The following is an 18,909-nucleotide window of genomic DNA, read 5'->3' as shown; positions in this document are numbered from 1 at the left end:
ACTCAAAAATATTTGTGCAAATATACATCCCTGTATCTTAAAACTTAAACTATTATGGCTAAAAAAAGCACTATTCAAACAGAAAAAGTAAACAAACATATTGTAGAATGGTTAAAAAATTATGCTGACAATGCAAAAGTAAATGGTTTTGTAATTGGAATTTCGGGCGGAGTCGACTCTGCTGTTACTTCTACATTGTGTGCACAAACTGGTTTACAAGTTTTATGTGTCGAAATGCCAATTCACCAAGCCGAAAGCCAAGTTTCTAGAGGGAGAGAACATATTACACAATTAAAAAAACGTTTTGCAAATGTTTCGAGTGTAGAAACTGATTTAACAGCTGTTTTTGAAGCTTTTAAAGCTGCAGTTCCAGAAACTGATGATCAAGCAAAAGTAAATTTATCATTTGCCAATACACGCGCTCGTTTACGAATGACTTCTTTATATTATTTAGCCGGAATTCATGGATTGCTGGTTGCAGGAACTGGAAACAAAGTAGAAGATTTTGGCGTAGGATTTTACACAAAATATGGTGACGGAGGTGTAGATTTGAGTCCAATTGCCGATTTAATGAAATCGGATGTATATGCTTTAGGAGAATTTTTAACAATTCCCGAATCTATTTTAACGGCAGCACCAACAGATGGTCTTTTCGGGGATAATAGAACCGATGAAGATCAATTGGGAGCTAGTTATGACGAACTTGAATGGGCAATGTTAGCCTCGGAGTCAGGAAATACGGCGGATGACTTTACCGGGAGAGAAAAATCTGTCTTTGAAATTTATAAAAGATTAAACACCAGCAACAAGCACAAAATGGATGCAATACCCGTTTGTTTGATACCAAAAACGTTAAAATAAAACTTTTAACATTCATCTGCAATTAATTACAGAATTTATTTATTAATTTTACAGTTCCAAAAACATGAACAATTCTAAAAAAGGTAAAAATTATGATTAAAGTATGTCTTGCAGACAATCATCCTGTGACTCACTTTGGCGTTAAGTCTTATTTTAAAGACCACGATCAAATTTCAATTGTTGCCAATGTAGGCAATTTTTCAATGGTTAGAGATATCCTTCAGACGAAGGAAATTGACATTTTAATTCTAGATTTAGAGTTAGAAGGTCTTTCTAGCATCTTCGAAGTAAAGTCAATCTTGAAAAATTTCCCAAAAACAAAAATTGTAATTTTCAGTGACTTAGCTGAGCAAATGTATGCTCCAAATGCTATTAAAGCTGGAGTATCTGGGTATGTACACAAAACAGAAAAACTTGAAACTTTAGGTCTTTCTATTATTAAAGTACACGAAGGAAAAATTATTATCAACGAAACTGTACGTAAAAACATGGCACTTATTGCTAAACAAAGCAAAAGTGAGCGTTTGTACAGAAAACTTTCTAATCGTGAAATCGAGGTTTTACGTTACTTAAGTGATGGTAAGAAAAACAATGAAATCTCTAAAATCTTAAATCTGAACGAAAAAACGATCAGTACTTACAAATTAAGATTATTGACAAAATTGAATGTTACTAATTTAGTTGACTTAGTAAACAAAGCTAAGACTTTAGAAATTATTTAATTTAAAGGCATCTGATTTTACTTTGGTAAAATCATAAACCTAAAAAAAAAGCTCTATACTGTTTAACATTATAGAGCTTTTTGATTTTTATTGATGATAAGGAACTACTACTCTTCCTAATTTTCGAGAAAAATTATTTAATAATTTAGAATAATCTATAACCATAGACAACAATTCTGAATTATCATCTTGCGGATCTGTCAGCAGTGAGTTTTTTAAATCGTGAATGATCTTTGAAACCAAATACCAGCGCATAGAAAATATTGTATCAGAAACATTTTGCTCTATTGTCTCATTTTTTTGTTTCGGAAAAATATTTTGGCCTTCCCAGTTATGAATAGTTAATCTTTCGTCTTCCATTAAAATATTGGTTACTTCCTGAGCAAATTCAGGCTGTAAATGCATCAAATATTTATCTAAACTAAAAGTCTCATTTTGATTGTAAAAATCAATTAATCCCGAAAAAATATTTTGAAACAATACATTTGAAAGTTCTACCTCATCTTCTTGCAGACTTAAATAGATTTTTTCGTATACTTTATATTTTCGTTTTTCACTGACTTCTTTAACAACTCCTTCTTCATCTGCTTTTAGAAATACATCTTCAAAATCTTCTAAAACACTTCCGTAGAGCAATAATATTTCAATAATTTTCCGTTCAAAACCATCTAGAATATTAACCTTTTCTGCCTGCTCTTGAGGATATCCAGGTTCGCCCGGATAATAATCATCTGGCGGCCCTGTTCTTGGATCTTCTGGATCTCCCCCTGAAAACCCAGTATTCTTTGGAGCTTGGTTTCTAAAAACTTCAAAAGGTTTTTGTTCCTGTTTTTGCTTTTTAGCGACTTCTGCAAGATCTTTTTGAATCAACTGCGCCAAAGTACTTACCAAAACCTGCTCAGAAATCTCCATAATTCTGGCACATTCCTGAACATAAACTTCACGCTGAATACGATCTGGTATTTTAGAAATACTGGTAACCATATCCCGAATCAAATCGGCTTTTTTAATTGGGTCGTTTTTAGCTTCATTCATCAAAATCGAAGCTTTAAACTGTATGAAATCTTTACTATTGTTTTCTAAATAAGCAACTAAATCATCATGCGAATTTTTTCGAGCAAAACTATCCGGATCTTCTCCATCAGGAAAAGAACAAACTCTTACATTCATACCTTCTTCCAGAATCAAATCGATTCCTCGAATAGACGCACGTAAACCAGCAGCATCACCATCAAAAAGTACCGTAATATTTCGAGTCAGACGATTAATCAAACGGATTTGATCTGGCGTTAAAGCAGTTCCAGACGAAGCCACAACATTCTCAATTCCGGCCTGACTAAACTGAATAACATCTGTATAACCTTCAACTAAATAACAGTTGTTTTGTTTGGCAATAGATTGCTTGGCGTGATAAATTCCATAAAGCACTTTACTTTTATGGTAAATATCACTTTCTGGTGAATTTAGATATTTTGCTGCTTTTTTATCATTCGTCAAAATACGTCCTCCAAAACCTAAAACTCGGCCCGACATACTTTGAATTGGAAACATTACACGTCCTTTGAATCGGTCAAAAGGGCGATCTTCTCTCGCAATGGTTAATCCTGTACTTTCTAAGAATTCCATTTTATATCCTTTTCCTAATGCTTCTTTAGTCAAAGCATCCCAAGTTTCTGGAGAATATCCTAAATCGAATTTCTTAATGGTTTCATTTGTAAAACCTCTTTCTTTAAAATACGAAAGACCTATTGCTTTTCCTTCTTCAGAATTTATTAAAACATCCTGAAAATATTTAGCAGCAAATTCCGAAACCAAATACATACTTTCACGAACATCAGTCATTGCTTTTTCAGCATCTGTTTGTTCGGTTTCTTCGATTTCAATATTATATTTCCTAGCTAAATACCGAATGGCTTCCGGATAGGTAAACTGAGAATGCTCCATTAGGAATTTTACAGAATTTCCTCCTTTTCCTGTACTAAAATCTTTCCAGATTCCTTTTGCAGGCGACACCATAAACGATGGAGAACGTTCATCTGAGAAAGGACTCAGACCTTTGAAATTACTTCCTGCACGTTTTAAATTGACAAAATCACCAATAACCTCCTCAACACGAGCAGTTTCAAAAACAGTATCTATTGTATTTTGTGAAATCAAAACTTAAATTATTTTTAAAAATGAGAGCTTGTAAAAGTACATAAATCCTACTTGAATTTTTAGAATTTTAGAGCAAAAAAAAGCGTTTCTCTTGAAACGCTTTTCTTCCTAACTAAACTCAATTTCATACTAATTAAAATCAAAACGAATACCTAACGAAACATTATTTTCGTCAACTGTATTATTTTTAAACAAAGGATTCAAATCATATTTTAAGTACAAACTTATTTCCTTGTAACCTACGTAAGAACTCAGTCCGTAAATAAAATTATTTACATTGTAATCTCCTTTTGTTTTTTGTGTTGTTTTATAATCGTTGTCTTCAAATTTTAAAATCTGTTTCGATTTTACATTGATTCCTGCATATCCGCCAAATCCTGCACGAAAACCTTTATGTGTTCTATAATATGTTTTACCATTAGAATGACCATCTTTTGAAAAATCAAATTCTAAATGAACAGGAGCGACTAAATACACATTTCTAAAACGAGATTCTTTTAAATTTATCGGATTTGTGATTAAATCTGTTTGATCACCATTGACAACAAAACTGCGATTATCCGACGGTCGAAGGTTGTTATACATTAACGAAAGTCCATATTTGGCATGCAATAAATTATTGTCTTTCAATATTCTGGAATTAAATGTAAGACCCCATTCGTAAAAATGCGAACCAATAAAATCATAATTTGAATCTTGAAGTTTACCATCCGCCATTGTACTATTTAAACCTGCGGCAAATACAAATTGTGAAGTCGTTCTTTTTTCGCCTCGAATTGAATCTTTGGTTTTTTTATGATTCCAGTCATTCTTATCCCAATATATAACGATCTTACTTTTTCTTGTTGAATCTTGTTCTTTCAGTTTTCCGTCTACTTTTTGCTGAACCAGATCATTGAGCTCATTTTGTGCCAAAGTCACTTTTTCTTCAATAATTACAGCTCTAGCTTCCGCTAATTCTTTCTTGCGCTTATCTGCTTGTTGCTGTGTAATTTTCCCCTCAGACAATTGCACATTTACAGCTTCAACTTCCTCTTTTAGCTTTTCTTTTTCTTCTTTAGTAACTTTTTCTATTTGATTTGCAATTTTCTTTGCCTTTGATTCGAAAGTTTCCTGACCCAAAACCTTACTGACAAATAAAAAAATTAGAACTACGAGATAAATGGTAAAATTTTTCATAATTGATTTTTTAGATTGATTGTTGATTGATTGTTGATTGATGATAATTCTTTTAATTGTTAATTGTTAGCGGTAAATTCTTTATTCCATATCCATATCTGGTTAATCCTGAAGTCTCAGGACGACGCAGCAATATGAATCTTTCCTTCGGAACTAAAAATCTACATTCTTCCTTCTTCCTTCTTTCTTCCTTCTTTCTTCTTTCTTGCTCCTTTACGACATTATCAATTCTCTACTCCTGTTGATTTCGGTTTGCCAGAGCGACTTTTACTGATTGATAATTTTTGTTGACTTTTGTAACTACTTTTTCTCTAAAGGAAAGCTCCAATTCGCCATCGACCTGATTAAGTAAATCATTAGCATTTACTTTTACTTTTGATTTTGGCTTAGCCGAATTTTCTGCTACAATTGTTTTTTCTGCCGAATCTAATAATTGATCTACGCTTTCTTTTTTAGAAGTTTCACCAATTGTGATTTGATTTGTTTTTGATTGTTTTTCTTGATTGTTTTTGATGATGATTGAAGACTCCGCTATTTGATTTGATCCATTTTTAGTTGATTTACTTGATTTTTGACCCGAAACATCTAAGTGTTTATGTTTTAGTTTTTCCTCTTTCTCAACAGATTCTTTTTCTGAAACTACAACTTCCTGCTTTATTGAATCTACAACATTTAAAGCTGGCTGAACAATTGAGTCTTTCTCTCTATTTTCTTCTACTACAACATTATTCTTTGGAGTTTCGACTGAATTTTCTTTTTGATTAAATAAGATAGTTCCAACTAGTAAAAACCCAGCAATACTTGCAGCTATGTAAAGCCATTTTCTTTTTGAATCATTTTTTGAGCGTGGCAAAACTGTTGTTTTCTCTTCTTCAGCTATACTCAACATTGCATCCAATCGATCCCAGGCTTTATTGCTCGGCTCAATTTTGCGTTGATTTAGTTTGTCACGAAAATCCTTTTCAAAATTATTCTGTGCCATTATCTTGTTTTTTTAAAATAGTAATTTGTGTTTGCAGCATTTTTCTAGCATGCGATAATTGCGATTTTGATGTTCCTTCATTAATCCCTAACATCTTGGCAATTTCATTATGTTTGTATCCTTCGATAGCATATAAATTGAAAACCATCTTATAACCATCGGGTAAAGCATCAATTAAAAACTGAATCTGATCTACGGTAAATTGACTGTCGATTGCGTTGAAACTTTCTTCAACAAAAAACTCCTCTTCGGCAAATTTTACTTTTTTCTGAACTCTTAAATACGAAATACATTCGTTAACCATGATTCTGCGAATCCAACCTTCAAAACTTCCTTTATTTTCAAATTTGTTTAAATTGGTAAACACTTTCATAAAAGCCGTTATCATAACATCTTCTGCCAGCTGAATGTCTTTTATATATTGACGGCAGACACTCAGCATTTTCGAAGAAAACCTGCTGTAAATCTGCTGTTGTGCCTGCCGATTATTTTCGACTGCCAACTTTATGATTTCGGTTTCTTCTTGATGTAACGGAATAATTTTCATTAATAAGCTTTCGGTTTTTGGTTTTAGAAACAGTCTTCTATTAGCATAGACGATTGTCGATTTGAAATGGTTGCATGAAGTTTAAAAAATTTCAATAAAAAAATCTTAATTTCGAACCAAGCAAAACAAACGACTGATTTACAATAAAGTAAATCAATTATATAATTAATAAATCTAATTAAAAGAAATTATTTCTTTCTTTCAATAACGTAATTTACCATTAAAGTAAGTGCCGCTTTGAAATCAGAATCAGGGTAATTCTCTAAAAGTGAAAGTGCTTCTTGCTGAAATTGCACCATTTTATTTTCGGCGTAAGCCAAACCATTATTATTTTTCACAAAGGCAATAACTTCTTTTACGCGTTTTTTGTCTTTGTTGTGGTTTTTGATGGAGTTTATCAACCACTTTTTTTCTTTCGGAGTACAAGTATTTAAAACATGAATTAAAGGCAAAGTCATTTTTTGCTCTTTAATATCGATTCCCGTTGGTTTACCTATTGCTTCTTCGCTGTAATCGAATAAGTCATCTTTGATTTGAAAAGCCATTCCGATAAGCTCACCAAATTTTCGCATATTCTCAACCTGAACATCATCTTCAATTACTGATTTTGCGCCAAGCGCACAACAAGCTGCTATAAGTGTTGCAGTCTTTTTTCGGATGATTTCATAATAAACATCTTCGGTAATATCAAGTCTGCGGGCTTTTTCTATTTGAAGCAATTCTCCTTCGCTCATTTCGCGAACGGCAACAGAAATAATTCGAAGTAAATCAAAATCTCCATTATCAATAGAAAGCAGCAAACCTTTTGAAAGTAAATAATCTCCCACCAGAACTGCAATCTTGTTTTTCCAAAGTGCATTGATCGAGAAAAATCCGCGACGGCGATTACTATCGTCTACAACGTCATCATGAACCAAAGTTGCCGTATGAATTAATTCAATTACCGAAGCTCCTCTATACGTTCTCTCGTTTACAGCACCTCCAGAGACCATTTTTGCGGTTAAAAACACAAACATTGGACGCATTTGCTTACCTTTACGGTTTACTATGTAATAGGTAATTCTGTTCAGTAATGCCACCTTTGAAGTCATCGATTCATGAAACTTTTTTTCAAAAAGTTCCATTTCGTTAAAAATGGGCAGTTTTATTTGTGAAGTAATATTCATTTCGATTCCAAATATACTATTTTAAATAAAAAAACGTTGTGTATTTTATGTTAGTATATCAACATTTTTCTCTACCCGCCTAAAAAACTCACCAAAAACACATTCTAGTTAAAGCCTAATTTGTATTCATTAATTAAAATCAAGAAAACTATTTATTATGAAAACAAAATTTTTATTTATTGGAACATTAGTCGCTTTATCTTTTTTTATCAGCTGTAATTCTGATGAAAAAACAAATGACGGATCATCTGACGCAATTACAAACACTGAAATAGTTACAAATTCTAAAATTGATGCCTCGATTCAAGATGTAACTGCTATTGCTGAAGATCAATTTAATGCACAGCAAAATTTAACTGCAAAACCAAGCGGTCCGGTAAAAAATTTCCTTCCGAGCTGTGCTACTATTACAACTGCATTAACTAATAGCACCTGGACAATTACTGTTGATTTTGGTGTTGAGGGCTGTACTCTGGAAAACGGAAACACTGTGAAAGGAAAAATGGTTATTTCTTTCTCTAATGATTTTTCAGCGTCAACTCAAACCATTAGTTATACTTTTGATGGATTTTATCACAATGGCAAAAAACTTCAAGGAAGCAAAAGCATAGTTCGATCTGTAAAATCAACAGATTTACTTGCAGAAGCACATCCGGTTTCAACAGCTGCAATAGATATGACTATTACTTTTGATGATGGAAGTGTTTACACCAGAAAAGGCACTTTGGTTAAAGAAATGACTGCTGGTTATAAAACTTGGTCTGATTGGGAAGATAATGTTTATGTAGTAACTGGAAGCGGCACAACTACTTTCCCAAATGGAGATACTTTTTCGGCAGAAATTACAACCCCTCTAGAATTTAAAGCTTCATGCAAAACCCCATTCCCTGTAAAAGGTATTGTGTCAATAACTAAAAATGATGCAAAAGCAATTATTGATTATGGCAACGGTGACTGTGATACGCTTGCTAAAGTAACAAAAGATGGAGTAACGGAAGAAATCGATTTGAAAAAATAAGAATCCTTTTTGCCCAGAAAAAAAGCATTAAAAACAAGACTATTTTTGTTTTTAATGCTTTTTTTATATTTCAAGATAAAATTCTATCCTTCTTTGTTTGCCAATTGACCGCAGGCAGCATCGATATCTTTTCCGCGGCTGCGTCGAACTTTAACCACAACTCCAATGTTTTCTAGAGCTTTAATATATGCTAAAATTGATTCTTCTGAAGCCTGTTGAAACTCTCCATCATCAATTGGGTTATATTCTATTAAATTAACTTTACAAGGCACATATTTGCAAAATTTAACCAATGCATCAATAGAAGCTTTGTCATCGTTAATTCCTTTCCAAACCACATACTCATACGAGATTTTACTTTTTGTATTTCTGTACCAATATTCTAATGCTTCTCGTAAGTCCTTTAAAGGAAAGTTTTTACTGAAAGGCATAATTTTAGCTCGGGTTTCGTCTATTGCCGAGTGCAATGAAACTGCTAATTTGAATTTCACTTCATCATCTGCCATCTTTTTAATCATCTTTGGAATTCCAGATGTCGAAAGCATAATGCGTTTTGGAGACATTCCTAAACCTTCGGGCGACGTAACCATGTCTATCGCTTTAATGACATTATTATAGTTCATTAAAGGCTCTCCCATTCCCATAAAAACAATATTCGAAAGCGGATGATTGTGATACAAACGACTTTCTTTATCAATCGCCATGATTTGATCGTAAATCTCTCCCGGCTCAAGATTCCGCATTCTCTTTAATCGTGCCGTAGCACAAAAATTACAATCTAAACTGCAGCCAACCTGACTAGATACACAAGCGGTGGTTCTAGTTTCTGTAGGAATCAAAACAGATTCAACAACAAGTCCGTCATGAAGTCTAACGGCATTTTTTACGGTGCCATCTGTACTGCGCTGCATTGTATCAACCTTAATATGATTGATTACAAAATTGTCTTCAAGCATAGATCGTGTTGTTTTAGCAACATTTGTCATATCTTCAAAACTATGAGCTCCTTTGCTCCATAACCATTCATAGACTTGATTTCCGCGAAAAGCTTTGTCATTATTTGCGACAAAAAAATCTCGTAATTGCTCTTTTGATAAGGCTCGTATGTCTTTTTTCTCCATTTGCATGCTGCAAAGTTAATCACTTTTGTCCTTTTTTTTGATTTTTAAACGCATTCTTAATTAAATCGAAAAAATGATCTACAATAAAAAGAGTTTTACACCATTCTTAAAAACACAAATAATTCACTAAGAAACAAGCACTTAATATTACAAACATTTTTCTGCAAACCTATGATTAAGTTCAATTTGTCTCCCTATTATTTACTATAACAATTTAAATCACTTTTGCCCTGATTTTTATCATTCTATTTTTTGCAGATGCCTGATAATTTTGACATAAGAAATTCAAGGAAGCATTAAACTCTTTAACCACTGCAAATGTTTTAAGCTTTCTAAGTTAAATGATCAACCTAAAATTCTCAAAAATGAAAACAATTAAATCAATTTTATTTACAGTGATTTTTACAACAATCTCATTACAATTAAGTGCACAAAAAACCTATTCAGTAGTTGGATGTGCTAACTTAGCATGGAGTTCTAGTTAAGAACTAAATCTTAACTTTAGAGCATGAAAGATAATCGTAAAACTTATGACCGCAATTTTAAAGAGAAAGCAGTCCAATTAAGTTATGAAAGAGATAATATCTCACAATTAGCCAAGGAACTTGGAATAACAGCACCTTTGCTTTACAAATGGCGTCAGGATTACCAAGAATTTGGAACAGGAAGTTTTCCTGGGAAAGGAAAATTAAAACTTAGCCCTGAACAGGAAAAAATCCATGAGCTTGAAAAAAAATTAAAAGAAACAGAATTAGAACGTGATATTCTAAAAAAGGCTATAAGCATCTTTTCCAAGGGAGGTCGATGATTTATCTTTTCATAAAAGACCATGAAAAAATATATTCGATTGAAAAGATGTGCAAAGTTTTAAAAATAAGTCCAAGCAGCTACTATAATTGGAAGCGACAGATTCTATCAGAAAGACAGAGGAAGACTGCTCTGATTAAAGAAGAAATTACGTCAATATACTTTAATGCTAAACAACGATATGGAAGCCCAAGAATTACTCTGGAACTCCAAAGCCAAGGATATCAGATATCCAGAATAACTGTAGCTAAATACATGAAGCAGTTAGGATTGTACAGCAAATTGAGTAAAAAATTCAAAGTAACAACCAATTCAAAACATAATCATTTTGTTGTGCCAAATATCCTGAAAAGAGAATTTACAGTAACCGAACCAACAAAGGCTTGGGTTTCAGATATCACCTATATACAGACAAAGGATGGATTTTTATATCTGACCATCATTTTAGATTTATTTGACAGAAAGATAGTCGGCTGGAGTTTAAGCAATGGACTAAGCACTAAACAAACTACAATGACGGCTTGGAAAATGGCAGTAAAGAACAGAACAATTGCAAGTGAATTAATATTCCATTCTGACCGAGGAATCCAATATGCCAATAAAAAATTTACTAATGTATTGGATTCTTATAAAAATATCACAAGAAGTATGAGCCGTAAAGGAGACTGCTGGGATAATGCGGTTGCTGAAAGTTTTTTCAAATCTTTAAAAACGGAATTGGTTTATGGAAGTAAATTGATTTCTAGAGAACAGATGGAACTTGAAATTTTTGAATACATCGAAATTTGGTATAATAAAAAAAGAAGACATTCGGCTTTGAACTATAAAACAATTGAAGAATTTAATAAACTAACTAATTATAAAAATGTAGCTTAACTTTTTCTCCAGTTTTTGTTTGCATATCCAAACTTTAGTTTGTATAAAAACTAAAGTCTCAATTGTCATTAAAAAAAATGCTTCGGCCGATCAAAATTTAAAAATTTGGCACGAGAATTGTCTTGCACTCAAAAGAAAATATAATCTTACAAAGCGCGCAATCATTTTAAAATTTGTATTTTTATTATTCCACTTTATAACGTTTTAAAATTTTTAACCTAAAAAGACAATTTATTATGAAAAAACAAATTTTAACTTTAGCTGTACTTGCATTATTAACATTCGCTGTGCAATCATGCGAAAAGAAAGAGCCAAAACCTGCAGAAGATGAATTAACTCTTGGAAACAAAGTTGACTCTTTAACAACAGATATTAAAGAAGTAAAAGACAGCGCTGTTACTAAAACCGAAAATGCTGCCGAAGAAGTAAAAGATGCCACTAAAAAGGCAGCCGATGATGTTGAAACTGCTGCTAAAAAAACAGCTGCTGATGTAAAAGACGCTACTAAAAAAGGTGCTGAAAAAGTAGAAAATGCTGCTAAAGCTGCCAAAGACGGAACTGTAAAAACAGCTAAAGAAGTAAATGACGCTTTGAAAAAATAATTTTCAACTCAAAATTAATACTGAAACCATTCGTTCACACGAATGGTTTTTTTATGCAAAATTGTAAGCGGATATTTTTTGTATTTTTGCTTTAAATTAGAACAAAATACAAGATGCATTTTATATCACAAGATCTAGAAGATTATATCGAACAACATTCTGAAAACGAACCAGAATTGCTGGCAAAACTCAATAAAGAAACTTACCAAAAAATACTTTTACCACGAATGCTGAGCGGTCATTTTCAAGGCCGCGTTTTAAGTATGCTCTCTAAATTGATCCGCCCGGTTAATATTCTTGAAATTGGAACTTACACGGGTTATGCCGCTTTATGCTTGTGTGAAGGAATGCAGGAAAACGGACAATTGCATACCATTGATATTAAAGAAGAATTAATCGATTTTCAGCGTAAGTATTTTGATGCATCTCCATGGGGAAACCAAATTTTTCAGCACTTAGGAGAAGCAATTGATATTATTCCGACTTTGGATATAAAGTTTGACTTAGTTTTTATTGATGCTGATAAAGAAAACTATCTTAATTATTGGGAAATGATCGTACCAAAAATGAACAAAGGCGGGATTATTTTATCAGATAATGTTTTATGGAGCGGTAAAGTACTAGAACCAGTTCATCCGAATGATGTGAGTACAAAAGTACTCTTAGAATACAATCTACATTTAAAAAATGATCCAAGAGTAGAAACGGTTTTACTACCAATTCGCGACGGATTGACAGTGAGCAGAGTATTGTAGATTTTAAAATACTGAGATCCAAGGTTTTTTCTTTTCTAATTTTTAATCTACTTAGAATGAATCATTCAAATCAGATAAACAATGAAGGTTTTTCAATAATAAACAATGTTTATACTACTAATGAAATTGAAAAATTGATTTCATTAATTGAAAATGTCACCAAAAATGATTTTAACATTTCAACTTTTAGAAAATCGCAAGATTTGTTCGCGATCAGACAATTTCACAAAGAAATTCCAGAAACTTTAGACTTGATTTTCAATCAAAATTTAAATGAGATTATTAAATCTAATTTTGGAAAAGGATATTTCATAACCAAATCAATTTATTTCGACAAACCTGAAAAATCAAATTGGTTTGTCGCTTATCATCAAGATTTAACAATTTCTGTAGATAAGAAGATTGATGTTGAAAATTTCGAAAATTGGACTGTAAAGCAAAATCAATATGCTGTTCAGCCTCCACAAGAAATTTTAGAAAACAATTTTACAATCAGAATTCATATTGATAAAACCACAAAAGATAATGGCGCTTTAAAAGTCATCAATAATTCACATTCAAAAGGAATTTTAAGAATTGAAAATCTCAATTTTGAAAATGAAAAAGAAACAATATGTGAAGTTGAAAAAGGCGGTATTATGATAATGAAACCACTATTGTTTCATGCTTCAAACAAAACCACAAACAACGAAAGAAGAAGGGTTATTCATATTGAATTTAGCAAACAAGAGCTTCCTTCAGAATTAGAATGGAGCGAGAAAACAACTCTACAAAATAATTAAGGTTCTAAGTTTTTCTCAAACAAAAACTTAGAACCTTAGTATCTTAGAAACTCAGAACCTTAAAAAACTATCCTGGAAAATATTGCGGTTTTAATCTTCGGTAAGCTAAATAAATCAAGAAACCAAAGAGAGCTCCAAAGAAATATCCTGTTAGAATATCACCTGGATAATGCAATCCTAAATAAATTCGGCTGTAAGCGAAAATTAAAGGCCATAAGAACAAGAAGCCTAAATACTTGAAATGGCGTTTTAAAACCAAATACAAGAAAGTAGCAACTGCCATTGTGTTTGCTGCGTGTCCTGAGAAAAAACTGAATGATTTTCTAACCTGAACAACTCTAATAATCGAATTGATATCAGGATTATTACAAGGACGTAAACGCTGAAATGTATGTTTGAATAAATTGGTAGTTTGATCTGTAAATGCAATTAAAATTGCAATAAAAAGTAATAAATACAAGGTTTGCTTCCCTCCTATTTTTTTATAAATAAGATAAAACATTAATAAAAATAATGGAGTCCAATACAATTGATTGGTAATAATCAGCCAAAGTTTATCATAAGTCTCAGAACCCAGTCCGTTTAGATATACTAATAAATTTACATCTAATTCTTGTATTTTTTCAAGCATATTACCTTTGACGTTTTACTGGTCCTGAAATTGAATCTATATCTTCTTTTACCTTATCGATTTCTGTTGCAGTATCTCCAAGCAGATTTCCAGTATCTCCTAATATATTTGATTTTGCATCATTTATCTGTGCATTGATATTACCTGTTATATCAGTCAAAGATTTTGTATCAAGACCATTGGCCTCTGCTCCTTTTTGAATTTCGCTTTTAATATCGTTGGTTGCATTTTTTAACTGAGCCATTGCCTTACCCATAGTACGAGCAATTTCGGGCACTTTATCAGAACCAAAAAGCATTAATACTATAAACAGTATGAAAATTAATTCTCCTCCTCCTATACCAAACATAACTTTTATTTTTGTGTGCCACAAAGATATTAAATTTTGCAGCGTGCCGTTTTAAAATTTCCTTAAAAAAAAAGACTCTTCTCAGAGTCTTTTAGGTTTATTCTTAGTCAAATTTTGACTTTTGTTCTACTTTTGGCCAAGAATTATTAGTTACATCAATATCTGCAGTTAATAATTTTGGATCTATTTGAATGCTTTTTATTGCTTTTGAAACTGCGTACACTTTCTTAGCTGTATCATTGTTTTTTCTCCAAATTTGTGCAGGATATTTGTAATTATCTTTTGTCCCATCTTCATAAGTTATTTCAACAAGAATTGGCATAATCATACCTCCTGGCTTATTAAACTCAACTTCATAAAAATATTTAGGTGATTTTATACTTGCTTTTTCCTCAGCAGTAAATGTTTGATCAACATAATCTGCCAGTGGTTTAATATCTTCAACATCTAATGCTTTTTTCTTAGAAGAGTTTACTTCCGCATTATCTCCAGAAACTAAGTATACGAAAGGACCTTTTTCAAAACCAAAACGACCTTTTCTAACTTTTACATCTTTAATATCTGCCGTTGGAGTATCAGAAACATAATATTGCTTAACATCTTTAATTCCAATATCAACAAAATCAGTTGAATAAAACCAACCTCTAAAGAACCAATCTAGATCTACAGCCGAAGCATCTTCCATTGTTCTAAAGAAATCCTCAGGTGTTGGGTGTTTAAATTTCCATCTATTTGCATATGTTTTAAATGCATAATCAAACAACTCTCTTCCCATAACAACTTCTCTTAAAATATTAAGACCTGTTGCAGGTTTTCCGTAAGCGTTATTTCCGAACTGGTGAATTGTTTCAGAGTTAGACATAATTGGCTCTAAAAACTTTTGATCGCCGCTCATGTAAGGAACAATATTTTTTGCAGGTCCGCGTCTTGAAGGAAACGTTGGATCTAATTCCTGCTCAGCCAAATATTCTAAAAAGGAATTTAAACCTTCATCCATCCAAGTCCATTGACGCTCATCTGAGTTTACAATCATTGGAAAAAAGTTGTGCCCAACCTCATGAATAACCACGCCAATCATTCCATTTTTAACCTCTTTACTAGTCACCCCATTTTCATCAGGTCGTCCGTAATTCCAGCAAATCATCGGATATTCCATACCTTGATCTTCAGCAGAAACTGATACTGCTTTCGGGTAAGGATAATCAAAAGTGTGCGCTGAATAACTTCTTAAAGTATGTGCAACTGTCATGGTAGAAGTTTCTCCCCAAAGCGGATTTGATTCTTTTGGATAAACAGACTCTGCCATTACAATTTTATTGTTCAATTTTACAGCCATCGCATCATAGATGAATTTCCTTGAAGATGCAATTCCGAAATCACGAACATTTTTAGCGCTGAATTTCCAAGTTTTTTTCTTTTCAGAAAAACCTTTTTCTGCTGCTTCTGCTTCAGCTTGTGTAACAATTACAACAGGTTTATCAAATGATTTTTGAGCCTGTTCGTAACGCTTAACTTGTTCTGCCGTAAAAACTTCACTTCTATTTGTTAATTCTCCAGTTGCATCAATTACGTGATCTGCAGGAACTGTAATATTTACATCAAAATTCCCAAAAGGCAGCGCAAATTCTCCGCTTCCCCAAAACTGCATATTCTGCCATCCTTCAACATCATTATAAACTGCCATTCTTGGATAAAACTGAGCAATTACATATAATTTATTCCCATCCTTTTCAAACAATTCATAACCTGAACGTCCGCCTTCTTTTCTATAATTATTGATATTGTACCACCATTTTACTGAGAATACGATTTTCTCTCCTGGTTTTAAAGGTGAAACCAGATTAATTCGCATCATAGTTTCATTGATCGTATAAGACATTGGATTTCCCTTTGCATCTTTTACCTGCTCAATATTAAAACCACGTTCTAAATCTTTCTTTAAATATTTATTAGAAAAACCTTCAAGCGGTAAAACTTGATTAATCTTTTCACCTTCAGCCAATGAAGTCTGTGTATTAGCTTTAGCTTGGTTTTGATCTAATTGCACCCATAAATATTCTAAACTATCTGGCGAATTGTTAGAATAAGTAATTGTTTCATAACCACTTAATTTTGATTTTTTATCGTCTAATTCAATATCAATCTTATAATCTGCCTGCTGCTGGTAATATGCCGGTCCAGGTGCACCAGATGCTGTACGAAACATATTTGGTGTTGCCAGCAAATCGTACATCTGACTAAACTTATTAGTATCGTATTTACCTTGTTGTCTTGGTGCTGTTCCTTTTTCCTGAGCAATTAACATAGCAGGAAAAATTAATAATAATGAAAGTTTTTTCATAAAAATTTAATGGTAATTATATCTGGGTGTGAAAATAATAATTAATATACTTATTTAACTTATAAATTAGTATTTTAACAATTCTTTCCTCGAAGACGGAGTAAAAAGCACACTCCTTTTAGTTCCAAATGCAGTTACATGTGTAATATTCTGCTGTTCAGCATTCCAATCAACCAAAACTGTGTTTACAATTTCGATCGTCTTAAACTTCTCAACATCTTTTATTTTGGAATAGCAAACCAAAACATCTCCTTCAACTTCTTTAGACAAAAAAGTGATTGGTTTTGCCTGTCCGTTTACTTTAATCGAAAAATTTTCGGAAAGGTATTTTTTAAGAAGATCTGCATCTGCAGGAGTTTCACGCTCTGTGCCTACAAATGTTTTTTTATGGTATTTTTTCTCCATACCATTATTCAAATCATCAATAAAAATTCGAGATGTAATCTGAATCATTTTCTTTTCTGCCGCATATTCAACCTGAAAAACACCTACATAAAACTTATGAAAGGCAAAAGCGGAAAGCGAAAGAAATAATATACCTATTAAAGGATAAACGAACCTTTTTTTCATTACTGCGGAGAATTCACCTTTTTAAATTCCTTATTCTTATTGATCATAAAATCGATCAATTCAAATTTTTCTTCTGGCTTAAGATGCCTTTTAGATTCAGGATCATTAGAGCAATACATTAAAAATAAATCAATTTCATCCTGTTTCAAACCTAAAGTTTTTGTATAAAAATCTGGTTTAAAATTAGCTTTAGAATATTCTACAAAAGCAATATCAGATATCACTTCTTCTTTTACATCTTTATTTTTAGAAAGAAGTTTTTTTACATCCTTAAATATTCTAACGAAATCAGTTCCGTATTTAATTGTTTGATCAGAGTACATTACAGTATTCTTTGCTGTAGACTGCTTATCATCTTCAAACTGCATATCGACAAGAGTCTGTGAGTTTCCGCCTTGAAAAGCTTTAACTTTTAAATCTTTTCGAACTAAAACTTCTTTCAATTCATTACTTACCAAATCTAATGGCACTGAAAAAAGAATTTGAGAACAGTCTTTCTCTGTTAAAACAATTTTCTTTGATTGAAAAGCTAAACCAGTAAACAACAGCGTATCTTTAGGTCTTGCCATAATATCAAACAACCCGCCAGAACCAATAAATGTTCTAATTTTAGCATTTACATTCATAACATAACCGCTTTCTATAGCAAGCGACCCATTAACAACCTGACCATGCAAAGAGGTTCTTGGATTATTTTGACCAAACATTACTTGACAAAACAAGCAGATAACAACAATTGTAATTTTATTTTTCATTTTCAAGGATTATAAGATATTTACGGGCTAAATCAGTAATTAAAAACATACTCATTGTTTTATTCTTAGTATTCAAAGATACGGCAAATTCAGTATCATCTACACAAAATAATTGAAATCCTCTAATATCATTAACAGGGATTTTTAATCTTTCAGTATAATAGTTCTCATCAAAAAGATATTCTATTTTTCTAAAAAGCATCTCTTTTTTCTCAACATTTATCTCCTTTTTCAGCATTGCAGTCCGCCCCGAAATCCCATTTAATATTTTATCCACCGAGGTTGAAGTTGCCGTATAAACTTTCCTTTCTGCCGGCGTATACGTTTTTTGTCCATGAGGTACAATTCCTAAATTTTCAGCCGTAATACCGTAATTATCATTTACAACAACTTCTTTTAATTCAATTTCTTTTGCTGTCATTTTAATCGAAAGCAAACTCAAACTAAGATCACCATTTGTAATCCGACGTTTTACAGGATCTAAATTTACTGCCGAAAACACCAAAACATCTCCTTCTTTTACCGAAATTGAAAAACGCCCATCATCATCAGAAACAGTCGCAATCTGCGTATTATTATTAATAACATTTACACCGCCGATTGGAGTAGATTGTTCAAATATTTGCCCCAAAATTACTTTTCCATTGCTGTTTTGCCCAAAACAAATTTGAACAAAGCACATAAAAAA

Annotated in this window: 18 protein-coding genes and 1 pseudogene; 7 read left to right on the top strand and 12 right to left on the bottom strand. The window is 32.3% G+C overall.

Annotated elements, in window-relative coordinates; all coding sequences use genetic code 11:
* Positions 1–54: 54 nt before the first annotated feature.
* Together nadE and NLG42_RS08705 are read left to right on the top strand one after the other, a co-directional pair.
* Positions 55–861 carry an NAD(+) synthase gene (nadE, locus tag NLG42_RS08710; protein ID WP_257683502.1) on the top strand — a complete coding sequence of 269 codons (807 nt, stop codon included), beginning with the start codon at positions 55–57 and terminating at the stop codon, positions 859–861.
* 92 nt (positions 862–953) lie between these two features.
* On the top strand, positions 954–1,583 hold the full coding sequence (locus NLG42_RS08705; RefSeq protein ID WP_026730588.1) for a response regulator transcription factor: 630 nt from the start codon (positions 954–956) through the stop codon (positions 1,581–1,583).
* Between the two features lie 87 nt (positions 1,584–1,670).
* Here NLG42_RS08705 and dnaG read toward each other — a convergent pair whose 3' ends face one another.
* From dnaG to NLG42_RS08680, 5 genes are all read right to left on the bottom strand, one after another.
* Positions 1,671–3,740, bottom strand: coding sequence for a DNA primase (gene dnaG, locus NLG42_RS08700; RefSeq protein WP_089058238.1), 2,070 nt, complete (start codon positions 3,738–3,740; stop codon positions 1,671–1,673).
* 129 nt (positions 3,741–3,869) lie between these two features.
* Positions 3,870–4,919: a hypothetical protein gene (locus tag NLG42_RS08695; RefSeq protein WP_099720223.1), complete on the bottom strand. Its 1,050-nt coding sequence runs from the start codon at positions 4,917–4,919 to the stop codon at positions 3,870–3,872.
* A gap of 232 nt (positions 4,920–5,151) precedes the next feature.
* A complete protein-coding gene (locus NLG42_RS08690) occupies positions 5,152–5,901 on the bottom strand; it encodes a hypothetical protein (RefSeq protein WP_257683501.1) in 750 nt (249 codons plus the stop codon).
* On the bottom strand, positions 5,888–6,448 hold the full coding sequence (locus NLG42_RS08685) for an RNA polymerase sigma factor (RefSeq protein ID WP_257683500.1): 561 nt from the start codon (positions 6,446–6,448) through the stop codon (positions 5,888–5,890). The genes NLG42_RS08690 and NLG42_RS08685 overlap by 14 nt, the downstream gene beginning before the upstream one ends.
* A gap of 188 nt (positions 6,449–6,636) precedes the next feature.
* Positions 6,637–7,614: a polyprenyl synthetase family protein gene (locus NLG42_RS08680; protein WP_257683499.1), complete on the bottom strand. Its 978-nt coding sequence runs from the start codon at positions 7,612–7,614 to the stop codon at positions 6,637–6,639.
* A gap of 157 nt (positions 7,615–7,771) precedes the next feature.
* Between NLG42_RS08680 and NLG42_RS08675 the strand changes: the two genes are divergently transcribed.
* Entirely contained in the window at positions 7,772–8,632 is an 861-nt protein-coding gene (locus tag NLG42_RS08675) for a hypothetical protein (RefSeq protein ID WP_099720226.1), read from the top strand.
* A gap of 83 nt (positions 8,633–8,715) precedes the next feature.
* Here the strand turns inward: NLG42_RS08675 and rlmN are convergent, their stop codons facing one another.
* Positions 8,716–9,759 carry a dual-specificity RNA methyltransferase RlmN gene (rlmN, locus tag NLG42_RS08670; RefSeq protein ID WP_257683498.1) on the bottom strand — a complete coding sequence of 348 codons (1,044 nt, stop codon included), beginning with the start codon at positions 9,757–9,759 and terminating at the stop codon, positions 8,716–8,718.
* A 502-nt stretch (positions 9,760–10,261) separates the two neighbouring features.
* Here rlmN and NLG42_RS08665 point away from each other — a divergent pair.
* From NLG42_RS08665 to NLG42_RS08650, 4 genes and pseudogenes are all read left to right on the top strand, one after another.
* Positions 10,262–11,436: pseudogene (locus tag NLG42_RS08665) on the top strand (IS3 family transposase).
* Between the two features lie 236 nt (positions 11,437–11,672).
* Positions 11,673–12,038, top strand: coding sequence for a hypothetical protein (locus tag NLG42_RS08660; RefSeq protein ID WP_257683497.1), 366 nt, complete (start codon positions 11,673–11,675; stop codon positions 12,036–12,038).
* Positions 12,039–12,151: 113 nt separating this feature from the next.
* Positions 12,152–12,793 (top strand): O-methyltransferase, encoded by a 642-nt coding sequence (locus tag NLG42_RS08655; protein ID WP_089058226.1) that lies wholly within the window; start codon positions 12,152–12,154, stop codon positions 12,791–12,793.
* Positions 12,794–12,849: 56 nt separating this feature from the next.
* Positions 12,850–13,575, top strand: a complete 726-nt coding sequence (locus NLG42_RS08650) for a phytanoyl-CoA dioxygenase family protein (protein WP_257683496.1) — start codon at positions 12,850–12,852, stop codon at positions 13,573–13,575.
* A 67-nt stretch (positions 13,576–13,642) separates the two neighbouring features.
* On the opposite strand, the gene NLG42_RS08645 is transcribed toward NLG42_RS08650, so the two are convergent.
* The 6 genes from NLG42_RS08645 to NLG42_RS08620 all read right to left on the bottom strand — a co-directional run bounded on the left by NLG42_RS08645 (position 13,643) and on the right by NLG42_RS08620 (position 18,903).
* Positions 13,643–14,206, bottom strand: a complete 564-nt coding sequence (locus tag NLG42_RS08645) for a phosphatase PAP2 family protein (RefSeq protein ID WP_089058224.1) — start codon at positions 14,204–14,206, stop codon at positions 13,643–13,645.
* A gap of 1 nt (position 14,207) precedes the next feature.
* Complete coding sequence (locus NLG42_RS08640; RefSeq protein ID WP_089058223.1) at positions 14,208–14,555, bottom strand: Sec-independent protein translocase subunit TatA/TatB; 348 nt, start codon at positions 14,553–14,555, stop codon at positions 14,208–14,210.
* A gap of 103 nt (positions 14,556–14,658) precedes the next feature.
* On the bottom strand, positions 14,659–16,896 hold the full coding sequence (locus NLG42_RS08635; RefSeq protein ID WP_089058222.1) for a M1 family metallopeptidase: 2,238 nt from the start codon (positions 16,894–16,896) through the stop codon (positions 14,659–14,661).
* Between the two features lie 66 nt (positions 16,897–16,962).
* Positions 16,963–17,466: a DUF6702 family protein gene (locus NLG42_RS08630; protein ID WP_089058221.1), complete on the bottom strand. Its 504-nt coding sequence runs from the start codon at positions 17,464–17,466 to the stop codon at positions 16,963–16,965.
* On the bottom strand, positions 17,466–18,221 hold the full coding sequence (locus tag NLG42_RS08625) for a hypothetical protein (protein WP_089058318.1): 756 nt from the start codon (positions 18,219–18,221) through the stop codon (positions 17,466–17,468). The genes NLG42_RS08630 and NLG42_RS08625 overlap by 1 nt, the downstream gene beginning before the upstream one ends.
* Positions 18,211–18,903: a carboxypeptidase-like regulatory domain-containing protein gene (locus NLG42_RS08620; protein ID WP_257683495.1), complete on the bottom strand. Its 693-nt coding sequence runs from the start codon at positions 18,901–18,903 to the stop codon at positions 18,211–18,213. The genes NLG42_RS08625 and NLG42_RS08620 overlap by 11 nt, the downstream gene beginning before the upstream one ends.
* Positions 18,904–18,909 lie beyond the last annotated feature (6 nt).

The organism is Flavobacterium plurextorum (assembly GCF_024638035.1).
Lineage (GTDB): Bacteria > Bacteroidota > Bacteroidia > Flavobacteriales > Flavobacteriaceae > Flavobacterium > Flavobacterium plurextorum.
The sequence above is the reverse complement of the archived record's forward strand: the minus strand, read 5'-3'. Positions and strand labels throughout refer to the sequence as shown.

Excerpts from the sequence above, each read along its gene's own strand:
- nadE (WP_257683502.1), top strand. The coding sequence starts at position 55 with ATGGCTAAAAAAAGCACTATTCAAACAGAAAAAGTAAACAAACATATT.
- NLG42_RS08705 (WP_026730588.1), top strand. The coding sequence starts at position 954 with ATGATTAAAGTATGTCTTGCAGACAATCATCCTGTGACTCACTTTGGC.
- NLG42_RS08695 (WP_099720223.1), bottom strand. The coding sequence starts at position 4,919 with ATGAAAAATTTTACCATTTATCTCGTAGTTCTAATTTTTTTATTTGTC.
- NLG42_RS08690 (WP_257683501.1), bottom strand. The coding sequence starts at position 5,901 with ATGGCACAGAATAATTTTGAAAAGGATTTTCGTGACAAACTAAATCAA.
- NLG42_RS08685 (WP_257683500.1), bottom strand. The coding sequence starts at position 6,448 with ATGAAAATTATTCCGTTACATCAAGAAGAAACCGAAATCATAAAGTTG.
- NLG42_RS08680 (WP_257683499.1), bottom strand. The coding sequence starts at position 7,614 with ATGAATATTACTTCACAAATAAAACTGCCCATTTTTAACGAAATGGAA.
- NLG42_RS08675 (WP_099720226.1), top strand. The coding sequence starts at position 7,772 with ATGAAAACAAAATTTTTATTTATTGGAACATTAGTCGCTTTATCTTTT.
- rlmN (WP_257683498.1), bottom strand. The coding sequence starts at position 9,759 with ATGCAAATGGAGAAAAAAGACATACGAGCCTTATCAAAAGAGCAATTA.
- NLG42_RS08660 (WP_257683497.1), top strand. The coding sequence starts at position 11,673 with ATGAAAAAACAAATTTTAACTTTAGCTGTACTTGCATTATTAACATTC.
- NLG42_RS08655 (WP_089058226.1), top strand. The coding sequence starts at position 12,152 with ATGCATTTTATATCACAAGATCTAGAAGATTATATCGAACAACATTCT.
- NLG42_RS08650 (WP_257683496.1), top strand. The coding sequence starts at position 12,850 with ATGAATCATTCAAATCAGATAAACAATGAAGGTTTTTCAATAATAAAC.
- NLG42_RS08645 (WP_089058224.1), bottom strand. The coding sequence starts at position 14,206 with ATGCTTGAAAAAATACAAGAATTAGATGTAAATTTATTAGTATATCTA.
- NLG42_RS08640 (WP_089058223.1), bottom strand. The coding sequence starts at position 14,555 with ATGTTTGGTATAGGAGGAGGAGAATTAATTTTCATACTGTTTATAGTA.
- NLG42_RS08635 (WP_089058222.1), bottom strand. The coding sequence starts at position 16,896 with ATGAAAAAACTTTCATTATTATTAATTTTTCCTGCTATGTTAATTGCT.
- NLG42_RS08630 (WP_089058221.1), bottom strand. The coding sequence starts at position 17,466 with ATGAAAAAAAGGTTCGTTTATCCTTTAATAGGTATATTATTTCTTTCG.
- NLG42_RS08625 (WP_089058318.1), bottom strand. The coding sequence starts at position 18,221 with ATGAAAAATAAAATTACAATTGTTGTTATCTGCTTGTTTTGTCAAGTA.
- NLG42_RS08620 (WP_257683495.1), bottom strand. The coding sequence starts at position 18,903 with ATGTGCTTTGTTCAAATTTGTTTTGGGCAAAACAGCAATGGAAAAGTA.